The 17,279-nt window shown below is 43.9% G+C and carries 15 protein-coding genes; all 15 read right to left on the reverse strand.

Annotated features, from left to right (window positions below):
* Positions 1–16 precede the first annotated feature (16 nt).
* The 15 genes from truB to frr all read right to left on the reverse strand — a co-directional run bounded on the left by truB (position 17) and on the right by frr (position 17,277).
* The gene (gene truB / locus HUS26_RS06975; RefSeq protein WP_173916468.1) at positions 17–910 is read right to left on the reverse strand and encodes a tRNA pseudouridine(55) synthase TruB; all 894 of its coding nucleotides are present in this window, start codon (positions 908–910) and stop codon (positions 17–19) included.
* 218 nt (positions 911–1,128) lie between these two features.
* Positions 1,129–1,476: a 30S ribosome-binding factor RbfA gene (rbfA, locus tag HUS26_RS06980; RefSeq protein WP_173916469.1), complete on the reverse strand. Its 348-nt coding sequence runs from the start codon at positions 1,474–1,476 to the stop codon at positions 1,129–1,131.
* A 28-nt stretch (positions 1,477–1,504) separates the two neighbouring features.
* The gene (locus tag HUS26_RS06985) at positions 1,505–1,783 is read right to left on the reverse strand and encodes a DUF503 domain-containing protein (protein ID WP_173916470.1); all 279 of its coding nucleotides are present in this window, start codon (positions 1,781–1,783) and stop codon (positions 1,505–1,507) included.
* Positions 1,780–3,846, reverse strand: a complete 2,067-nt coding sequence (gene infB / locus HUS26_RS06990; RefSeq protein WP_173916471.1) for a translation initiation factor IF-2 — start codon at positions 3,844–3,846, stop codon at positions 1,780–1,782. Before infB ends, HUS26_RS06985 begins: the two co-directional genes overlap by 4 nt.
* A gap of 4 nt (positions 3,847–3,850) precedes the next feature.
* Entirely contained in the window at positions 3,851–4,165 is a 315-nt protein-coding gene (locus HUS26_RS06995; protein ID WP_173916472.1) for a YlxQ family RNA-binding protein, read from the reverse strand.
* Positions 4,162–4,437: an RNase P modulator RnpM gene (gene rnpM, locus HUS26_RS07000; protein WP_173916473.1), complete on the reverse strand. Its 276-nt coding sequence runs from the start codon at positions 4,435–4,437 to the stop codon at positions 4,162–4,164. The genes HUS26_RS06995 and rnpM overlap by 4 nt, the downstream gene beginning before the upstream one ends.
* 12 nt (positions 4,438–4,449) lie before the next feature.
* Entirely contained in the window at positions 4,450–5,547 is a 1,098-nt protein-coding gene (nusA, locus tag HUS26_RS07005; protein WP_173916474.1) for a transcription termination factor NusA, read from the reverse strand.
* A gap of 13 nt (positions 5,548–5,560) precedes the next feature.
* A complete protein-coding gene (rimP, locus tag HUS26_RS07010) occupies positions 5,561–6,034 on the reverse strand; it encodes a ribosome maturation factor RimP (RefSeq protein ID WP_173916475.1) in 474 nt (157 codons plus the stop codon).
* A 240-nt stretch (positions 6,035–6,274) separates the two neighbouring features.
* A complete protein-coding gene (locus HUS26_RS07015; RefSeq protein WP_173916476.1) occupies positions 6,275–10,567 on the reverse strand; it encodes a PolC-type DNA polymerase III in 4,293 nt (1,430 codons plus the stop codon).
* A 91-nt stretch (positions 10,568–10,658) separates the two neighbouring features.
* A complete protein-coding gene (locus HUS26_RS07020) occupies positions 10,659–12,359 on the reverse strand; it encodes a proline--tRNA ligase (RefSeq protein WP_173916477.1) in 1,701 nt (566 codons plus the stop codon).
* A gap of 165 nt (positions 12,360–12,524) precedes the next feature.
* Positions 12,525–13,781, reverse strand: a complete 1,257-nt coding sequence (gene rseP / locus HUS26_RS07025) for an RIP metalloprotease RseP (protein ID WP_173916478.1) — start codon at positions 13,779–13,781, stop codon at positions 12,525–12,527.
* A gap of 16 nt (positions 13,782–13,797) precedes the next feature.
* Positions 13,798–14,943: a 1-deoxy-D-xylulose-5-phosphate reductoisomerase gene (gene dxr, locus HUS26_RS07030; RefSeq protein ID WP_173916479.1), complete on the reverse strand. Its 1,146-nt coding sequence runs from the start codon at positions 14,941–14,943 to the stop codon at positions 13,798–13,800.
* 10 nt (positions 14,944–14,953) lie between these two features.
* Positions 14,954–15,745: a phosphatidate cytidylyltransferase gene (locus tag HUS26_RS07035; RefSeq protein WP_173916480.1), complete on the reverse strand. Its 792-nt coding sequence runs from the start codon at positions 15,743–15,745 to the stop codon at positions 14,954–14,956.
* A 14-nt stretch (positions 15,746–15,759) separates the two neighbouring features.
* Positions 15,760–16,527, reverse strand: coding sequence for an isoprenyl transferase (locus tag HUS26_RS07040; RefSeq protein ID WP_173916481.1), 768 nt, complete (start codon positions 16,525–16,527; stop codon positions 15,760–15,762).
* A gap of 192 nt (positions 16,528–16,719) precedes the next feature.
* Positions 16,720–17,277, reverse strand: a complete 558-nt coding sequence (frr, locus tag HUS26_RS07045) for a ribosome recycling factor (protein WP_173916482.1) — start codon at positions 17,275–17,277, stop codon at positions 16,720–16,722.
* Positions 17,278–17,279: the final 2 nt, after the last annotated feature.

Below are 17,279 nucleotides of genomic sequence, written 5' to 3' on the forward strand. Positions count from 1 at the left end.
TTCACCTGCTCCATTTTTAAAATACTCGTATCGGCTTTATTTTATCATGCTTCGTTGGATGCTGCTGATAGATAGCCAGCGCCTCCCCGTTTAATTTTACAACAACGATGTCTGACTCCATGCTTTTTGGCCGGGGGAGTACCTGGCCGTTCTCGACAGAAAATCGTTTATCTTCCCCCATGATTAACGTTTCTAAATGATTCAGCCCTCTGTCTAAAGGCAGGATCAGCTCTTTTACATCCCCTTGGTCAACGCGGAGTTGAACCTCCTCAAAAGTAAAACAGTCTTCCCTTTTTATGTCCCCTGTCTGCAGACGCTCAAGGGATGACATGTGAGCGGGAAAACCTAGCGCTTTCCCGATATCAACACATAGTGTGCGAATATATGTGCCTTTGGAGCAGGAGGCTTTTATTGAAAAAGAACAGGTGTCACCTGACTTCTCTATATCACTCAACCGTCCAATTTCGTGAATGGTAACCTTCCTCTTCGGCCTCTCAACTTCTTTGCCTTCACGTGCATATTGATAGAGCCGCTTGCCGTTTACTTTTACAGCGGAATACATCGGCGGAATTTGAGTGATTTCACCTTTAAATTGAGAGAGAACATTGTCTATGTCTTGATTTGAAGGCACAGGATCGACGGATGCCCGTTCGACTTCTTCTCCTGTCTGGTCTTCCGTTTCTGTTGCAAAGCCTAACGTAACGGTCGCTTCGTAAACCTTTTTCGTATCGGTTAAAAAGGGGACAATTTTCGTTGCTCTGCCGATACATAATGGAAGAACTCCTTCTACTTCAGGGTCAAGAGTGCCGGTATGGCCTATTTTTTTCGTTTTCAGCATCCCCCGTGCTTTACTGACACAGTCGTGTGAAGTAAAGCCTTTTTCTTTCCATAATGGGAGTATCCCGTTCATCCATACACCCCCTCCTTTTTTCATACACTCAGTTGACCGGGGGAAATTCGCTCCCTTTTCACGGAAGAACGCCCGGGTCTCCTCGATAAAACCCACCAGTGCAGGGCGTACCGGACTTAATGCCGCAGCTTATCCAACCGAGCTTATTTAAAAAGTCTTTTCATAAGAAAATCCGCGCTACGTTAAGCACGGATTTCTTTTTGTAAGCCTGTCACTTATTAATCCGTATCGTTTAAATCTTTTAAGATCGTTTCGATACGATTTCCCCGTTCGATCGCTTCATCGAACTCGAACATAATTTCCGGGGTTTTTCTCAGGCGTATACGCTGGCCAATTTCAGAGCGGATAAATCCTTTCGCTTTGGCAAGGCCGACTAACGTATCGTGCTTCTGCTTTTCATCCCCGAGAACAGAAATAAACACTTTTGCCTGCTGCAGGTCACCCGTAACTTTGACTTCTGTTACTGTAACGAAGCCTACTCTCGGATCTTTAATTTTTTTGCTGATAATATCAGTCAGTTCTTTTTTCATCTGTTCTCCGACACGATTTGCGCGTAGATCATTCATTTCCTATCACCTCTTCAACAATAAAGCACTACAGCCATTCTAAAGTCGTATCTGCCCGCTCAATTTCAGGAAAAGAATCCATTAATGATAAAGCCTGCTGGATCGTCTGCTCACAGATAACTTTACTGCTGGCAACCGTAACGATTCCGATACAAGTGCGCTGCCAGAGATCCTGGTAATCCAGCTCGCTGACAGCCACGTTGTATTCATTGCTGAGTCTCGATTGAATTCTTTTAATAACTGAACGTTTTTGCTTTAAGGACTGGGCGTCATATATGAAACATTCCACCTCAGCACTTAAAATCATGTACGTTCGATCTCCTGCATTTCGTAAGGTTCGATGATGTCGCCTACTTTAATATCATTAAAGTTCTTCACTGTAATACCGCACTCATAACCTTGAGCAACTTCTTTCGCATCATCTTTATAACGCTTCAGCGCATCGACTTCACCTTCAAAGATAACTACTCCGTCGCGGATAACGCGTACTCCTGAATGACGAGTAACTTTTCCGTCTGTTACATAAGAACCGGCGATTGTTCCAACTTTAGAAACCTTAAAGATTTCACGGACTTCGACTTGGCCGATAATCTTCTCTTCGTACTCAGGATCGAGCATACCTTTCATGGCTGCTTCAATTTCCTCAATTACTTTGTAAATGATGTTGTGCAGACGAATTTCCACATTCTCTGATTCCGCTGCTTTTCTTGCATTCCCGTCAGGACGGACGTTAAAACCGATGATAATCGCATTGGAAGCTGAAGCAAGCGTTACGTCTGATTCCGTAATCGCACCTACGCCTGTGTGAATAATCTTCACTTTAACGCCTTCAACTTCGATTTTTTGCAGGGAACCGGCTAAGGCTTCAAGAGACCCTTGAACATCTGCTTTTAAAATTAAGTTGATATCTTTAATATCCCCTTGTTTAATTTGTTCAAACAGGTCATCTAAGCTTACTTTAGCCGTTGAGCTTCTATCTTCTTCGATCTGTCTCTGCTGGCGTTGTTCCCCGATCGCTTTTGCTTTTTTCTCATCTTCAAAAGCGAGGAAGCGGTCACCAGCCTGCGGCACGTTATTTAAACCTGTGATTTCTACTGGGGTAGAAGGTCCTGCCTCTTTCACACGGCGTCCAAGGTCGTTGACCATCGCACGCACACGGCCGAAGGTGTTCCCTACTACGACAGGGTCACTGACTTTAAGTGTACCGTTTTGAACAAGTAAAGTTGCAACAGGGCCGCGTCCTTTATCCAGCTCAGCTTCGATAACTGTTCCGTAAGCTGGACGGTTAGGATTAGCTTTGAACTCTTCCATTTCTGATACGAGCACGATCATTTCAAGAAGCTCATCAATACCTTCGCCTTTTACTGCAGACATTTTAACAAAGATGGTATCTCCGCCAAAGTCTTCAGAAATAAGCTCATATTCCATAAGCTCCTGCATGACACGGTCCGGGTTAGCCCCTTCTTTATCCATTTTATTAACCGCAACAATAATTGGAACATTTGCTGCTTTCGCGTGACTGATCGCTTCTTTTGTCTGAGGCATAACGCCGTCATCTGCAGCAACCACTAAAATTGCGATGTCTGTAACCTGAGCACCACGTGAACGCATGCTTGTAAATGCAGCGTGTCCCGGTGTATCAAGGAATGTGATTTTCTTATCAGCAGCTTCTACTTGATAAGCTCCGATGTGCTGAGTAATTCCTCCAGCTTCTCCTTCTGTCACTTTCGTATGACGGATAGAGTCCAGAAGCGTTGTTTTCCCATGGTCAACGTGTCCCATGATCGTTACAACAGCCGGACGCTCTTGCAAGTCAGCAGGGTCGTCTTCAAACGTCATGTTTTCGATATCTGTTTCATCTACAACGACTTCTTCTTCGACTTCCACGTCATATTCTGCACAGATTAATTCGATGGTATCCCCATCTAAGTCCTGGTTCTTCGTAGCCATAACGCCTAGAAGCATCAGCTTTTTAATTAACTCTGATGATTCTTTGTTTAATTTCTCAGCCAGTTCGCCTACTGTAAGAGACCCAGAGTAAGTAATCTTTTCTGGTGTTTGTTTTTGAGGCTTTTGGGCCTGCTGATTACGATGGCCGCCTTTTGGCTGGTTGTTGTTACGGTTGTTTTTCTGGTTTTTATTCTTTCCTTTAGGCTTGGAATTCTGCTTCTGGTTATTGTTCGCCGGCTTTTTCTGCTGGTCTTTAGCCGGACCTTTGCCAAAAGCCTGATCAAGCTTTCCTTTTATTCCGTCTTCAATCATAGACATATGGTTGGAAACTTCCACGTTTAAACCTTTTAATTTTTCGATCACTTGTTTACTAGACACATCATTCTTTTTTGCATATTCATATACACGCATTTTACTCATTCTTTCACCCCCGAATAGATTCATCGAGCAGCGATTGCAACTTTTTCGCAAATCCTTGATCCAGAACTGCGATCGCGACTCTCCCTGACTTTCCTATGGCTTGTGAAAGAGTATCACGATCATCCACCATGTAGCAGGGTATTTCATAAAAGCTGCACTTATCTGTCAGCTTTTTCTTTGTTTGTTTACCGGTATCCCCGGCGATAAGGACCAGTTTCGCCTTGTTTTTTTGAATATCTTTTGTAATTTGCTCTTCTCCCAAGGTTAACTTACCTGCTCTATTAGCGATACCTAACAGATTTAAATAAGATCCACTCATGAGTCTTTACCTTCTATCAGGTTTCTCAGGTCTTCATAGACAGAAGCATTGACCTTTGCATTTAAATGACGATTTAACGCCTGCTGCTGTTCTGCCTTATCTATGACCTCAAGACTTTTAGAAACGTAAGCCCCCCGGCCGTTTTTCTTTCCCGTTTGATCAACGAAAACTTCACCTTCTTTATTGCGGACCACCCGGATGAGTTCTTTTTTTGGTTTCATTTCCTGGGTGACGACGCATTTTCTTAATGGTGGTTTTTTGGCTTGGGCCATCGCTTCCCCCTCCTATTCAGCTGATTCTTCGGATTCGATCTCTTTATCATCAGATGATTCCGAGATGACCCCTTCTTCTAATGCTTCACTTTCACTCTTTATGTCAATTTTCCAGCCTGTTAATTTAGCAGCTAAACGCGCATTTTGTCCGCGTTTACCAATCGCTAAGGACAGCTGGTAATCAGGTACGATCACTGTAGTTGCTTTTTCTTCTTCATTGACAAGAACTTCTACAACCTTTGAAGGGCTTAAGGCATTGGAGACGTATTCCACAGGGTCTTCAGACCACTGTACAATGTCGATCTTTTCACCTTTTAGTTCATTCACGATTGCTTGAACACGCTGTCCACGCTGTCCAACACAAGAACCAACCGGATCCACTTCCGGATCTTCCGCAAATACAGAGATTTTCGAACGGTCTCCTGCTTCACGGGCAACAGATCTTACTTCTACTGTACCATCATAAATTTCCGGCACTTCCATTTCAAATAGACGCTTTAGAAGGCCTGGGTGAGTACGGGAAACATAAATATGGGGTCCTTTATTGCTGTTCTCCACTTTCGTTACATATACTTTCAAGCGGTCATGAACTTCATACTTTTCTGTCGGCATCTGTTCGCCTTCAGGAAGCCTCGCTTCTATTTTGCCTAAATTCACATAGACGAAACGCGGATCCTTACGCTGAATGATTCCTGTCATTACGTCTTCTTCACGATCGACATACTCTCCGTAGATAATGCCGCGCTCTGCTTCACGTACACGCTGAGTTACAACCTGCTTAGCCGCCTGGGCTGCAATACGGCCGAAGTCCATTGGCGTAACCTCTACTTCGATAACATCGTCGACTTCATAATTAGGATCTTTTTCTTTCGCCTGCTCAATAGATACTTCCTGCTGAGGATCCATCACTTCATCAACAATGACTTTTCTGGCAAATACTTTCATGCTGCCTTGTTCTTCATTAATGTCGACACGAACGTTCGTCGCAGAGTTAAAATTCTTCTTATAAGCGGAAATTAGAGCGGCTTCAAGCGCTTCTAACAACAGACCTTTGTCAATGCCTTTTTCCTTTTCTAAATAATTCATGGCATCAAATAGTTCACTACTCACCATATATCCCCCTTTAATTAAAAGTAACGGCTAAGTTTGCCTTCGCTATTTTTTCGTAAGGTACCTCCAGCTGTTTTTTACGGGTTTTTATTTGTATTTCAATCACAGCTGTATCATTTTTAAACTGGAGAAGTGTACCTTCGAACTCTTTTTCCCCTTCAATAGGTTCATACAACTTCATATAGACGTGTTCGCCTGTATATTTTTCAAAGTCGGCTGGCGTTTTCAGAGGCCGTTCTGCTCCAGGTGAGGAAACCTCCAGAAAATAAGCCTGCTCAATCGGGTCAGCTTCATCCAGCTTTTCACTAAGCTGCTCAGACACTTGTCCGCATTCTTCAATATCTACTCCGCCTGGCTTATCGATAAAGACACGCAAGAACCAGTTCTTACCCTCTTTTTTGAATTCAAGGTCAACCAGCTCAAGATTCATTTGATCTAAAATTGGAGTAACCAGCTCTTGAGTTAATTCTGTTACGTTTTTACTCAATGGAATCCCTCCCTGTGCAAATAGTTAGATTTTTAATGGATGTAAGTTAGTTTGAAAAACCTCGAAACGAAACCGCTATGATTATTCATAGCGGCTTCTAAAGCGTTCGTTCCATTCAAAGCCCGAAAATTGAGCCTTAAATATAACGAAAGAGTGGGTTTCCCCACTCTTTCGGACGTTCTTATCGCTCTTGACACCATAAAAAATATACCATAGTTTCCGTATTAATGCAACAAACCACTAAAATAACGACAGCTGGTTCTCTTCAGGCATTCCTTTAAGGCAGCCTTGATCATCTAAATACTCAAGGACAGTCTTAGAAATACGGCTTCTCTCACGCAGGTCCTGCTTGGAAAGGAATTCTCCTTCTTTCCTGGCGTTTACGATATTGATCGCCGCGTTTGTGCCTAAGCCGTCCACAGCGTTAAATGGAGGAATCAATGAATCTCCTTCTACAAGAAAGTCCGTAGCACTAGATTCATATAGATCAACCGGTTTGAAGCTGTAGCCGCGTTCACACATTTCTAAAGAGATTTCAAGCACTACCATCAGGTTCTTCTCTTTAGGCGTGGCATCGAGCCCTTTGGACTGGATTTCTTCAAGTCTCTTTCTAATCGCATCTGACCCTTTGACCATCGTCTCCAGTTCAAAGTCCCCTGCCCTTACGGTAAAGTAGGCCGCATAGAAATAGATCGGGTAATGAACTTTAAAATACGCAATACGCACAGCCATTAAAACATAGGCAGCTGCGTGGGCTTTCGGGAACATATACTTGATCTTTTTACAGGAGTCGATATACCAGTCAGGAACCCCATGTTTTTTCATTTCTTCGATCCATTCATCCTGCAGGCCCCGCCCTTTTCGAACGAATTCCATAATTTTAAAGGCCAGTGATGGATCCAGTCCTTTATGCATGAGATAGACCATGATGTCGTCACGGCACCCAATAACTTCCGGCAGCGTACAAATGCCGTCATTTATCAGCTGTTCCGCATTGCCGAGCCATACATCTGTTCCGTGTGAAAGACCAGATATGATTACCAGCTCTGCGAATGTTTTCGGCTTCGTATCCTCAAGCATCTGCCTTACAAATCGGGTTCCGAATTCAGGAACGCCGAGTGTACCTGTTTTACAGCCAATTTGCTCTGCCGTTACTCCAAGCGCCTCAGGACCACTGAAGATCTTCATAACTTCAGGGTCATCGACAGGGATTTCCTTCTGGTCAATGCCGCTTAAATCCTGGAGCATGCGGATAACGGTCGGATCATCGTGTCCGAGTATATCAAGCTTCAGCAGATTATCGTGAATCGAATGGAAGTCAAAGTGAGTCGTCTTCCACTCCGACTTCGTATCATCAGCTGGAAACTGTATCGGTGAAAAGTCGAAAATGTCCATATCATCAGGAACAACAATGATACCGCCAGGGTGCTGTCCGGTTGTTCGTTTTACACCTGTGCACCCTTGGACAAGGCGGTCAATTTCCGCATTTTTATATTGCAGCTGATGGTCGCCTGCATAGCCTTTCACATAACCATAAGCTGTTTTCTCAGCAATCGTGCCGATGGTACCTGCACGATAGACATTATCTTCGCCAAAGAGCATTTTCGTATAGTTATGCGCTTGCGGCTGGTATTCCCCGGAAAAGTTCAAATCGATATCGGGCACTTTATCTCCTTTAAAACCAAGGAAGGTTTCAAAAGGAATATCCTGACCATCTTTTTTATAGGCGGTTCCGCACTCAGGACAGTCTTTTTCCGGAAGGTCAAATCCGCTTCCGACCGACCCATCTGTGAAAAATTCATGGTGCTTACAGTTTGGGCAGACGTAGTGTGGCGGAAGTGGGTTCACCTCGGTAATCTCCGTCATCGTCGCTACAAAGGAAGAGCCGACCGACCCACGAGAACCTACTAAATAGCCGTCATCTAATGATTTTGTTACGAGCTTCTGGGAGATCAGATAAATAACAGCAAACCCATGACCAATAATACTGTCCAGTTCTTTTTCGAGCCGCTTTTCTACTAACTCTGGAATAGGTTCACCGTAAATGCTTCTCGCTTTATTATAAGACATTTCCCGGATTTCCTGATCAGCCCCTTCGATATTAGGAGTATACAAGTCCTCTTTTACCGGTGTCACTCCCTCAATTTGATCATTTATTACATGAGTGTTTGTGACAACGATCTCTCGGGCTGTTTCTTCACCTAAAAATGAGAACTCCTCAAGCATTTCATTCGTTGTTTTAAAATGAACTTCCGGCAATGTCTGTCGATTGAGCGGGTTACCGCTTTGTGACGAAATTAAAATCTGCCGGTACATTTTCTCATGCGGCTCCACGTAGTGAGTATTCCCTGTAGCAACAACCGTTTTATGTGTTTTCTTGCCGATAGAAACAACCTTTTTCAAAATATCATAGATCTGTGCTTCACTTTGAACGAGATCCTTTTCAAGCAGGTGATAATAGTTTCCGGGCGGCTGAACTTCTATAAAATCATAGAATTCGGCCACTTTTTCCGCTTCTTCTTCAGATTTCTGCATCGCCGTTTCAAACAGTTCGCCCTTATCGCATCCTGAGCCGACAAGAATCCCTTCTCTCAGCTTCGCTAAACGGGAACGAGGAATTCTCGGCACCCGGTAGTAATAATTAATATGCGACTCTGAAACGAGCCGATATATATTTTTTAAGCCAGTCGCATTCGCTGCAAGTAAAGTAACGTGGGAAGGACGGGACCTTTGGTAGGCTTTTCCTTCTCCCATATAATCATTTAAATTCTTATGGTTCGTAATGCCGCGTTCGATCGCTTTCTTTACGAGCTTCCATAATAAATAGCCGGTTGCTTCCGCATCGTAAATCGCCCGGTGGTGCTGGGTGAGCTCAATATCAAAATACTTACACAGTGTGTTTAATCGGTGGTTCTTTAGCTCCGGTACTAAAAAGCGGGCCAGTTCAAGCGTGTCGATGACGGGATTCGCAGATTTCTCATAGTTTACCAGTTTAAACCCGGCGTTTAAAAACCCCATATCGAAGCTCGCATTATGGGCAACGAGTATGTCATCACCCATCCACTCATGGAAGTCTTTAATCACGTCTTCAATTTCCGGTGCATCTTTAACCATATCATCCGTAATGCCCGTTAAATCAACCGTCGTCTGAGACAACGGGTGGTGAGGGTTGGCAAATGACTCAAATCGGTCGATGATTTCTCCTTCTCTCACCTTTACTGCGGCCAGTTCAATAATTTTATCGTAAACAGCTGACAGACCTGTCGTTTCCACGTCAAAAACAATGTACGTATCTGAAGCCAAGTCCCGATCCTGTTCTTCATAAGCAATCGGTACACCATCATCTACAAGGTTGGCTTCCATCCCGTAAATGATTTTAATATTATTTTTCTCGCCGGCTGAGTAGGCTTCCGGATAAGCCTGTACAACCGCATGGTCGGTAATGGCAATCGCATCATGCCCCCACTTGGCTGCCTGAGAAATCAGCCTTGAAGGTGCAACGGGAGCATCCATCTGGCTCATCGTTGTATGAGCGTGAAGCTCAATCCGCTTCTCTCCTTCTTTGGCATCATCTTTACGAAGTGCCGGCGTGACTTCGTTAATGTCATTCGCCATCATTGTCAGCTCACTTGTAAAGTTATCTGTTTGAATACTTCCACGGGCTTTGATCCACATGCCTTTTTGCACCTGTTTAAACAAATCGGCATGGTCCTCTCCGCGGGAGAACATTTTAATGGAAAAGGAATCGGTATAATCCGTCGCTTTAAGAAGCAGCAAATGGCGTCCGGAACGCAGCTCCTTAATTTCTGCATCAAATACGTAGCCCTGGACAGTTTTTCTCCGTTCTTCTTCTAAAATACTTTCCATAGGCTCCGCTTCTTCTTGAATTTTATATCCAATTTCAATCGGTCCTGATGGTTTGGCCACTTCCTTCTCTTTCGCCCGTTCTTCCTGATCCTTCACAGCCTTCTGAACGAGCAGCTGATCTTCTTTCTGGCGTTCTTCTTGAAACTTCTTAATCTCTTCCTGTTCTTCTTTCACCCGGGTCTGTACATAAAGAGAAGGAAGACCGCAAGATGCACAGAAAAATTGCAGCGAGGATTCAAGTTTCTTCTGAACCGCATGGCTTTCTGCTAAATTCCTGCAGGTTAACATAATTTTATTCCCGTTAATCTCTGGATTTTGATCTAATATTAAATCTTTATACCCAGGATTAAGATCTGTTAAAGACGACACAAAGCCTTTCCAGTATTCATTAATTTCTTCTTTAGTTAAGGTTTTATCTCTTGCATCAATCGTCCAGGAAATGGCAGCTAACGATTGAAAAGCCGATTGGAGCTTTGTCGTAAACAGCTGATAGACGGATGGAGGCAGCGGTTTCTCCATTTGAAAGTGAAAATGCCACTTTTTCTCCGCCTTAAATACGGTCAGCTTCACAAGGGAGCTGTCCGAAAAATGGGGTTCTATTAATTCTTGCGGGAACTGAATTTGCTCCAAAAGATAGTGCATTTTTTCTCGGCTGCTAACACTCAAACGTGATTCCTCCCTACCGATGGTACTATACTCATAAATATACCCTTGCCTAAAAATGATAGCAAGGGTATAGATCTTGGTCCTAAAAGCGTTACTTATACCAGTTCTTTACATACTCTATAATGGAAGCTGATTCAACTTCATCCTGTTCGCCGGTCTGACGTGCTTTTACTTCGACGATGTTTTCTCCGGCACGTTTACCGACTGTAATACGGAGCGGAATCCCAAACAGGTCACTGTCGGCAAATTTAACGCCGGCCCGCTCTTTACGGTCATCGTACAGCACCTCAATACCAGCCGCCTGAAGCTGTTCATACAGGTCATCTGCCAGCTCTTTTTGTTCTTCTTTTTTAGGGTTAAGAGACAGGAGATGAACTTGGTATGGAGCAAGATTCTTCGGCCAAGTAATTCCTCTGTCATCGTTGTACTGTTCGACGATAGCTGCAAGCGTCCGGGAAACTCCGATTCCATAAGATCCCATGGTCATCGTCTTCGCCTTCCCTTGATCATCTAAGAAGGAAGCGCCCATCTTCTCTGCATAAAATTCGCCGAGTTTAAAAACATGGCCAACTTCAATACCGCGGGCGAATTTAATCTTACCCTGTCCATCAGGAGAAGGATCACCTTCTTCAATAAAGCGAAGGTCAGCATAATCTTTCACTTTAAAATCACGACCAGGATTTACATTAGTAAAGTGATAGCCGGATTCATTTGCGCCGCAGGAGACGTTCGCCACTTTTTCTACGGCATAGTCAGCAACGACCTCTACTTCTTCAGGCACATTAACCGGCCCAAGTGATCCGAATCCTGTGCCAAGCAGACGGCGTGTATCTTCTTCAGACGCCATCTCTACCATTCTTGCGTCATATAAGTTTTTCAGTTTTACATCGTTTACCTCGTGGTCGCCTCTTGTAACCACCATGACATACTGCTCGTCCACTTTAAACATAATCGACTTAAGGCCTTTAGACAGTTCATGGCCTAAGAAATCAGCAACCTCCTGCATCGTCTTCTGATCAGGAGTCTCTACCTTCTCAAGCTCTTTTGGCGTTTCGCCGGATGCTTGATACTCGGCAGCAACAGGGGCCATTTCTATGTTGGCGGCATAATCGGAAGTATCGGAATAAGCAATTACATCTTCTCCGACTTCTGATAGCACCATAAACTCATGCGTGTCTTTTCCACCCATTTGGCCGGAGTCAGCTATAACAGCTCTAAAATCAAGACCGCAGCGGGTGAAGACATTTGAGTAGGCCTTAAACATCGTTTCATAGCTTTGATCAAGACTTTCCGCTGATTCATTAAAGGAATAGGCATCTTTCATTAAAAATTCCCGGCCTCGCAGCAGTCCAAATCGAGGGCGTTTTTCGTCACGGAATTTGTTTTGAATCTGATAGACCATCAGCGGCAGGCGTTTATAGCTCTTCACCGCATCCCTTACCAGGCTGGTCGTCACTTCTTCATGTGTAGCTCCGAGCGCAAACTCACGATCGTGGCGGTCATGCAGGCGCATAAGTTCTGAGCCATACGTGTGCCAGCGGCCGCTTTCTTCCCATAGTTCAGCAGGCTGCAGGGCAGACATCAGCATTTCATGTGCCCCTGCTTTGTCCATTTCCTCTCGGACGATATCTTCTACTTTCTTAAGGACCCTGCGTCCAAGCGGCAGGTAACTGTAGATTCCGGAAGCAATTTGACGTATGTATCCGGCACGGACAAGTAACTGATGACTTTTAATTTCCGCATCGGCCGGAATTTCTTTTAACGTTGGAACAAGCATCTGGCTTTGTTTCATTTTTTTCACCTCAGATTGATTATTTATAGGTTGTGTTAGCTTTTTAGTAAAAAGGGGGTTCGGCTCACTTGCTTTTCATATCAAAAGCTTCACTTAATATCGCCAGGAAAATAAAAAGCAAGCTGGAAGCAGATAGGATAGCTCATCCGGCTTCCAGCTTTAAGTTTACAGGAATAATCGTTGAATATCATTCCAAGTGACCACAAGCATCAAGAGCATGAGTAAGGCGAATCCAATAAAATGGACAACTCCCTCTTTTTGCGGGTCAATCGGTTTTCCGCGCAGTCCTTCAAGCCCGACGAACAATAGACGTCCGCCATCAAGGGCCGGAAGCGGCAGCAGGTTAATTATCCCAAGATTAACACTTAAAATGGCTGTCCACATCACAAAATTCGTAAATCCTGTCTGGACAACCTGGTCGGTTGCATCGTATATACCTACAGGTCCAGACAGCATATCAAGGGAAAACTGACCGGTTACGAGTTTTCCAAGGTTGGTTAAGATCAATGTTCCCCATTCATAGGTCTGGGTAAAGCCAAACGTCAGCTTCTTCCCAAACGAATCTTCAAAGGCGCGGGCCACACCGACCTGTCCGATTTCCATATCTCCTTCTGTCAGCTTCTTAGGAGTAACGGTTAACTCTTCAGTTGAACCATTACGTTCCACAGTCAGACTTACGGACTCTTCAGGGTGTTCCCTGACAATCATTGTGAATTCTTCCCACGTGTCTACAGGCTCTCCGTTAACTGCGACCACTTCATCACCATTCTGCATCCCGGCCTGCTCTGCCGGTGAATCCTGCTGAACTTCTCCAATTAAGGCCCGTTCAGCCGGAACTCCTTGTATAAAGCCAAGGATCATAAACAGAATAATCGCTAAGACGAAGTTCATCATCGGGCCGGCAAACAGCTGCATCGCACGCTGCGGCACGGATTTAGAAGCGAATTGACGATCATATGGAGCAATCTGAGTCTCTTTCTCATCCATCACGAACATTGCTTTTGGATCTACTTCAAAGTACAGTTTTTCCTCTTCGTCAATTTCATATCCTTCTATAATTAAACGATGGTCTAAATCTGCTCTCTCTACCTCAATGACTCGTGCATGAGGATGTTTCGACTTATTATTGACGATGATACGATTGACTTTTCCCTCTTGGTTGAACTCAAGTCCAATATGATGACCGGCTTTAAGCTCAATGATCTCAGGGTCTTCACCTGCAACTCTTACATAACCGCCAATTGGCAGCAAGCGAATCGTATAAAGGGTTTCGTTTCTCGTAAAGGCAAAAATTTTCGGTCCAAAACCGATCGCAAATTCACGTGCAAGCATTCCTGCTCGCTTTGCAAAAATGAGATGCCCCCACTCATGCACAAAAACCAGCAGGCCGAACATGAGTATAAAAGCAATTACTGTAGTCAAATGAAGCACCTTCCTTTTAATTTAAATGGCTACGAACACGCTCTCTGGTTGTCTTATCTATAGATAGTATGGCAGATAAGTCCGAGCTATGAATTTTATCATGCTTTGACAGCTCATTTTCAATCAGGCGTTCAATATCAAGAAACGATATTTTTCCTTCTAAAAATAATTGAACCGCCTCTTCGTTCGCCGCATTTAATACGGTTGTCATACTGCCGCCGGCTTTTCCAGCTTCGTAGGCCATCCGCAGACATGGAAACCTTTCGAAATCCATTTTCTCAAAATTTAGTGAAGCTATTTCTTCTAAATCCAGCTGCTTCGTCATCGGCAGATCCAGCCGGTTTGGATAAGTAAGCGCATATTGAATCGGCACTTTCATATCTGGAGTTCCAAGCTGGGCAATTACACTTCGATCTACATATTCAACCATCGAATGAATGACGCTTTCTCTATGAAGGATAACATGAATTTTATCGTATGGTACATCAAAGAGCCAATGGGCTTCAATCACTTCAAGTCCTTTGTTCATCATAGACGCAGAATCGATGGTAATCTTCGCACCCATACTCCAGTTCGGATGGTTCAGGGCGTCTTCCACCGTTACCCCTTCAAGCTGCTCTCTCGTTTTGTCACGAAAGCTTCCGCCTGAAGCCGTAATAATCAGTTTATGAACATCTTTCATTTGTTCTCCATGTAATGCCTGATAAATTGCCGAATGCTCGCTGTCCACAGGCAGAAGATCTACACCGTGTGTTTTCGCAGCATCCATAACTAAATGTCCGGCTGTTACTAGAGTTTCTTTATTTGCAATCGCAATCTTTTTTTTCGCTTCTATGGCCTTAAGTGTTGCAGGGAGGCCGACGCTTCCCATCACCGCATTTACTACTACATCTACAGCATCGGCAACGCTGGCTTCAATTAAACCACCGGAACCAACTAAAATAGAAGGGATCTCTATTTGTCTAACCAGCTTTTGTTTTGTTTCTTCATCCTGCACGACGACAATCTTTGGTTCAAACTCCTTTATAAGCGGAACGGCCTTTTCTATGTTTCTTCCAAAAGCCATTGAATATAAAGAAAATTCCTCTTTGTGGAGCCGCAGTACGTCGAGTGTTTGAATCCCGATCGATCCAGTCGCGCCAAGCAGTGCAATTCGTTTCATTTTTTTCCTCCTAGACCTGTATAAATCCAATTAGATGCAAGATCGGCAGCATGAAGATCAAACTGTCAAATCGATCGAGCACTCCGCCATGACCCGGTAATATTTTTCCGGAGTCTTTCACTGCATAATGGCGTTTGAATGCGGACTCTACAAGATCGCCCACTTGCCCTGCCATGGAAATAATAATCGTCACGAGCAGGACGATGGTCATTGAGCTGTGAATAGGATAGATGATTTGGAAAATAAAAGCGACAACACAGGCTAAAAGGATGCCGCCAACAGAACCTTCAATGGTTTTCTTAGGGCTGATTTGCGGCCATAGCTTCCGCTTTCCGAAAGCCCGGCCGAATAAGTAAGCTCCTGTGTCTGTTGCCCATACGACAAACAGCGCATAGAAAATATATTCAAGTCCGTTTTGCCGTGTTTCCATCAGGTAATAAAAACCCATCCCTATATAAACGGCTGATATTAGCAGGAAACCGGCATCATCAAATGTAAAACGGTTTTTAACTAATACAGTATAGCTGAGCAGCAGCAGTACAGCGAGCAGCGTAATCTCTGCTTTTGTGATCGGCAGCTCAAACTGGCCGAACATTTCTCCTTTGTACATGAGAGACCACATGAACAAAAAGGTAATAATGGCAGAAACGGAGTACTTCGCAATTTTTTTCATTCTCATCAATTCATAAATACCAATAGTTGCGATTAAGTATACGAATAATAGAAAAGGAAGTCCTCCTAAGATGACGATCGGTAAGAATATTAATGCTGCAACGACTGCTGTAATTGTTCTTTGTTTCATTATACATCCACACCTTATATTCCGCCGTATCGACGCTTCCTGTTTTGGTAGTCGTAGAGGGCTTTTTCAAATAGGGCTTCATCGAAATCCGGCCAGTACACTTCGGTAAACCAAAATTCCGCGTAAGCCAGCTGCCATAATAAAAAGTTGCTCAGCCTCTGTTCGCCGCTCGTGCGAATCAAAAGGTCAGGCTCCAGCAGCCCTGAAGTATATAAATGAGAAGTAAACATCTCCTCGTTAATGTCTTCGGGAGAAATCTCTCCTTCTTTTACCTTCTCTGCGATTCCTTTAACCGCATCCACCATTTCATAACGGCTTCCATAATTTAAAGCAAAATTTAGTATAAGTCCAGTATTGTCAGAGGTTCGCTTTACAGCTTCACCAATCGCTTTCTGAGTATGAGCCGGCAAGATGCTGATCTCTCCTATTGTTTGTACTCGCACATTTTTTTCAATCAATTCTGGCAAGTATGTACTGAGAAAGTCAACCGGGAGTTTCATAAGAAAATCGACTTCGTTCTTCGGCCTCTTCCAGTTTTCTGTAGAGAACGCATAGAGCGTCAGTACATTGACTCCTAGATCTGACGCATGTCTGACAATCTTCTTAACTACACTCATTCCTTCTTTGTGTCCGGCGATTCGGGGCATTCCGCGGTTCTTAGCCCAGCGGCCGTTCCCGTCCATAATGATCGCTACATGCTTAGGGATCTGCTCATAGTCTAAGCCAAGTGTTCGTTGAATAGGTTCCTTTTTAGTTTTAGTAAATGGAAACTTGATTGGCATGAAAAAATCCTCCAGTCCTATGGCTCCATTATCTTATTATATACTATTATCCTACACCATGCCGTCCTTCTCTTAAAGAGTACGATCAGCAATATAATAGCGATATGGCCGCCCGCTGCCAAGAATAAAGTATAGCAAAATAAAAGCCGCACTGCCAAATAGCAACAGTGCGACTTAACACCTAAAGGCTTATTATACTTCCAACATTTCCGCTTCTTTAGCTTTGGCAAGCTTATCGATTTCCGCGATGTTTTCATCGGTTACTTTTTGAACATCATCCTGGAAAGAACGAAGATCATCTTCAGTGAGCTCTCCATCTTTCTGGAGCTTTTTCAGTTGGTCATTAGAATCACGGCGGATATTTCTAACTTGAACTTTAGCTTCTTCCGCATATTTACCAACAACTTTAACGAGGTCTTTACGGCGTTCTTCTGTTAATGCCGGGATGTTGATTCTTACGATATTTCCATCACTTGATGGTGAAAGTCCCAGATCGGCTTTTTGGATCGCTTTTTCGACTTCAGCAATAGCTGATTTATCATAAGGTGTAATAACTAACAAGCGAGGTTCAGGCGCAGAAACTTGCGCTAACTGGTTTAGTGGAGTTGCGGCTCCATAATAATCTACATAGACATTGTCCAGCAGAGATGGATTTGCGCGGCCGGCTCTTACTGTTGCCAACTGGCGAGTAAAAGCTTGCACCGCCTGCTCCATTTGTTGTTTAGTTTCGTTAATAACAGCATCGGACATGC

This window comes from Halobacillus sp. Marseille-Q1614, from assembly GCF_902809865.1.
In the GTDB taxonomy this organism is placed as follows: Bacteria; Bacillota; Bacilli; order Bacillales; family Halobacillaceae; genus Halobacillus_A.

Bases quoted from the DNA above. Each gene is read 5' to 3' on its own strand.
- infB (WP_173916471.1), bottom strand. From the start codon at position 3,846: ATGAGTAAAATGCGTGTATATGAATATGCAAAAAAGAATGATGTGTCT.
- rnpM (WP_173916473.1), bottom strand. From the start codon at position 4,437: ATGGCCCAAGCCAAAAAACCACCATTAAGAAAATGCGTCGTCACCCAG.
- HUS26_RS06995 (WP_173916472.1), bottom strand. From the start codon at position 4,165: ATGAGTGGATCTTATTTAAATCTGTTAGGTATCGCTAATAGAGCAGGT.
- HUS26_RS07040 (WP_173916481.1), bottom strand. From the start codon at position 16,527: ATGCCAATCAAGTTTCCATTTACTAAAACTAAAAAGGAACCTATTCAA.
- rbfA (WP_173916469.1), bottom strand. From the start codon at position 1,476: ATGAATGATCTACGCGCAAATCGTGTCGGAGAACAGATGAAAAAAGAA.
- dxr (WP_173916479.1), bottom strand. From the start codon at position 14,943: ATGAAACGAATTGCACTGCTTGGCGCGACTGGATCGATCGGGATTCAA.
- HUS26_RS07035 (WP_173916480.1), bottom strand. From the start codon at position 15,745: ATGAAACAAAGAACAATTACAGCAGTCGTTGCAGCATTAATATTCTTA.
- truB (WP_173916468.1), bottom strand. From the start codon at position 910: ATGAACGGGATACTCCCATTATGGAAAGAAAAAGGCTTTACTTCACAC.
- frr (WP_173916482.1), bottom strand. From the start codon at position 17,277: ATGTCCGATGCTGTTATTAACGAAACTAAACAACAAATGGAGCAGGCG.
- HUS26_RS06985 (WP_173916470.1), bottom strand. From the start codon at position 1,783: ATGATTTTAAGTGCTGAGGTGGAATGTTTCATATATGACGCCCAGTCC.
- HUS26_RS07020 (WP_173916477.1), bottom strand. From the start codon at position 12,359: ATGAAACAAAGCCAGATGCTTGTTCCAACGTTAAAAGAAATTCCGGCC.